General features: G+C 40.7%; 1 protein-coding gene and 2 pseudogenes. All 3 read left to right on the top strand.

Going from position 1 to position 3,909, the window contains the following annotated elements; genetic code table 11:
- Positions 1-576: 576 nt before the first annotated feature.
- Positions 577-1,413 (top strand): annotated as a pseudogene (locus AFK68_RS44455) (insulinase family protein); the annotation flags it as partial.
- 1 nt (position 1,414) lies between these two features.
- Positions 1,415-2,340 (top strand): annotated as a pseudogene (locus tag AFK68_RS44450) (insulinase family protein); the annotation flags it as partial.
- A gap of 138 nt (positions 2,341-2,478) precedes the next feature.
- Positions 2,479-3,909, top strand: a 1,431-nt coding sequence (locus tag AFK68_RS06900; protein ID WP_143437645.1) for an insulinase family protein, incomplete at its 3' end; no start/stop codon positions are given.

Here is a 3,909-nt window from a genome sequence, read left to right as displayed (position 1 = left end):
TCAGCCATCAGCTATCAGCTAAGATGTTTATAGGGGTTCTCACGGCTCTGTTGACTTGCATTACTTCTGCCTTCTGCCCTCTGCCTTCTACCTTTAAGCCAAAATCTCTATATTCATTAGAATCATNCGACCATATATTCAATTTTTGCTCCTAGCAATAGGGAATATAAAATCTAGATACACAACAGCTTATAATTTATTAACTCCTAGCATTTTAAAAAGCTGAAAGCTGAGTGCTAATAGCTGAATGCTTACAAATTAATAGCTAATTTTCCCATTAAGAAGGGGAGGCTTTCAACGTAATTCATAATTATATATAATCTGGCTTAAAACTCTTCCGCAGCAACCATAGAAAGCAATCTCAAATCCTATCCTAGTTTTTCATACTTAATATAACTCTCCGATAAAGATATAGATTTTTGCCTGGAGTAGGGAATAGGGAACAGACAAGATACTCCCCACACTCCGCATCTCCCCATCTCCCAAAAAACAACCCTACCTAACCAGGTGAGTAAACCGAACAGCAGAAATAACTTAAACTAAGAAAAAGTAAACATTCATAGTAATTCATTTTCTATGCCTCTATTAACTGAAAGAACTTTAGAAGTTGGACAAAAACTAGAAGGCTTTGAAGTAAAAGCCATTACTGACCTAAAACAACAGCAGATGGTAGCTTATCAGCTAGAACATCTCAAAACAGGTGCTAAACTGCTACACCTATATTCAGAAGATGCCGAAAATCTATTTTCAATTAGTTTTCCCACCCCCCCTCCAAATAGTACAGGAGTACCCCACATCCTTGAACATTCTGTACTAGCAGGTTCAGAAAAATATCCTGTACGGGAACCATTTTTTGAAATGCTAAAAATGAGTCCAGCAACCTTCATTAATGCTATGACTGGCCCTGACTGTACCTATTATCCAGTCTCCAGTAAAGTCAAACAAGACCTATTCAACTTGGCAGAAGTATACTTTGATGCCGTATTCCATCCGCTGCTGACTGAAAATACCTTTAAAAGAGAAGGACATCACCTAGCTCCTGCTGACCCCGAAAACCCAACAGGAAAATTAAAATTTACTGGGGTAGTTTACAACGAAATGAGTGGAGCTTTTTCTGACCCCGAACAAAGGTTAGATAGTATTGCCAACCAAAGTCTATTTCCTGATAACATTTATGGTTTGGAATACGGAGGCGACCCCAAAAATATTCCTGAACTGACTTACGAAGACTTCCGTGACTTCCACGCCAACTATTATCATCCCAGTAATGCTTACTTCGTTTTCTACGGCAATATTCCCACTCCCGAATATCTCAACTTTTTAGCTCAAAAATTAGACGCTTTTGAAAGACGGGAACCCAATATCAATATTAACCCTCAATCTCGATGGAGTGAACCTCAGTTTAAAGAAGAANATTCCTGAACTGACTTACGAAGACTTCCGTGACTTCCACGCCAACTATTATCATCCCAGTAATGCTTACTTCGTTTTCTACGGCAATATTCCCACTCCCGAATATCTCAACTTTTTAGCTCAAAAATTAGACGCTTTTGAAAGACGGGAACCCAATATCAATATTAACCCTCAATCTCGATGGAGTGAACCTCAGTTTAAAGAAGAATCTTATCCTGTTAGTGCAGCAGACGAAACAAAAGAGAAAACTTACATAATGATGAAATGGTTGGTGGGAGATACCACTAACTCTGAGGAATGGGTAGCTTTAGATATTCTCAGTCGTATTTTGTTGGGAAATGAAGCAGCACCCTTGAAAAAAGCGGTCGTTGAATCCCAAATTGGTCAAGATATACTGGGATCTGGAGTAGACTCTGTGGGTAAAGAAGCTACCTTCCATGTAGGTATTCAAGGAAGTGAACCTGACAAGGGAGAAGCATTTAGTCAGTTAGTTGTCAATACCCTAGAAACAATTGCTGCTGGTGAAATTGAACCTAGTATTGTTGAAGCAGCATTTCAACAGGCAACCTACCAACACCAAGAAATTGCTCGGATGTATCCTTTGCGGATGTTGTTCCGGGTGATGCAAACTTGGATTTATGGTAACGATCCATTGACGCTTTTACATATTGGCGATCGCCTCGCTGAATGTAAACAACGTTATGCTGAAAATCCTAACTATTTCAATGACTTAATTCGGGAAAAGTTACTCAACAACCCCCACCGTTTGACATTGGTATTAAAACCAGACCAAGAATGGCAATCTAATTATGACCAAGCAGTAGTGGAACAAGTCGAGCAGGTTCGTTCTCAACTAACCCCAGAACAATTAGAGCGCATCGCTACTGAAGCAGAAGAATTAGAAGCGGAGTCAGGAACACCCAATGCNATTTATGGTAACGATCCATTGACGCTTTTACATATTGGCGATCGCCTCGCTGAATGTAAACAACGTTATGCTGAAAATCCTACTATTTCAATGACTTAATTCGGGAAAAGTTACTCAACAACCCCCACCGTTTGACATTGGTATTAAAACCAGACCAAGAATGGCAATCTAATTATGACCAAGCAGTAGTGGAACAAGTCGAGCAGGTTCGTTCTCAACTAACCCCAGAACAATTAGAGCGCATCGCTACTGAAGCAGAAGAATTAGAAGCGGAGTCAGGAACACCCAATGCTCCCGAAGCAGTAGCTAAACTTCCCCAACTACAAGTAAGCGACTTACCGGAAAAACCAGAACATATTCCCACTGATGTCGAACAACTTGATGGTGAAGTAACACTATTACGAAATCATGTGTTGGCAAATGGGGTAAATTATTTACAACTAGATTTCAGTTTGCGGGGGTTGCCTGAAGATTTGTGGTTGTATGTATCTACTTATATAGATGCACTGCGCAAATTAGGTGCGGGAGAAATGAACTACGAACAAGTTGCTCATGGTATTGCTTCTTATACTGGCGGCATTAATTTTCAATGTCAGTTACGGACTTATGCTCAAGACGCCTATCGCCCTGTGTATGGACTTCGCGTCACCATGAAAACTCTGGATGACCAGATTGAACGATCATTAGAGTTGTTGCGGAACATGATTTTTGCAGTCAACCCCCGCGATACAGCTCGACTACGAGAGGTGATGACTCAATCTCATGCTCAATGTAGTTCCGATTTGATTTACAATGGTATCTACACAGCTATGTCGCGAGCTGCTGCTGGAATGACCAAGGAGGGGAGTATTAGTGAGATTGTTAATGGTTTGCCTCAATTAGAGTTGCTGAACAAAGTATGCGATCGTTTTGATGAGCATGGAGCAAATATGATGACCCAGATTGAAACTATCCGGGATTTTATTGCGAATCAACCTTTGACTGCTAGTTTTACAGGTTCCGATAGTGCTTATGAGGTAGTTAAGAAAACTCTCTCAGAGTGGGGTCTCCAACAACAGCAAAAAGAAGGAGACATTTTTGGTAGTCGCTTTGAACCAATTTACAATATACGGGAAGGTTTAGCAGGTCCGGTACAGGTGGCTTATTGCGTTCAGACTATGCCAGCACCTCACTTCAGTAATGAAAGGTCGCCACTTTTAAGATTAGGCGCTCATTTATTACGTTTGGGTTATCTATTCACAGAAATTCGTTTGAAGGGTAATGCTTACGGTGCCGGATGTAGTTACAGTGGTTTAGGAAAAACTGTTTCTCTGTATTCCTATCGTGACCCCCATGTTAGTCGAACTCTTGATGTTTTTGCTGGTTTAATAGATTATATCAAGGATGTAGATTGGACTCAGACTGATGTTGACCGTGCTATTATTGCTACAACTCAGGATGATTCTCCAGTGTTGCGTCCAGAGACAGCGACAGGTTTAGCTTTGGAACGTTATCTGACAGCAAAAAGTTCAGAAGTCAGGGAAGAACGTTATGAGCGATCGCTGAAAGCTACAGTAGCAGATGTGAAA

The organism is Hydrocoleum sp. CS-953 (genome assembly GCF_002260545.1).
Taxonomy (GTDB): domain Bacteria; phylum Cyanobacteriota; class Cyanobacteriia; order Cyanobacteriales; family Microcoleaceae; genus Trichodesmium.
This window is presented reverse-complemented; position numbering and strand designations above follow the sequence as displayed.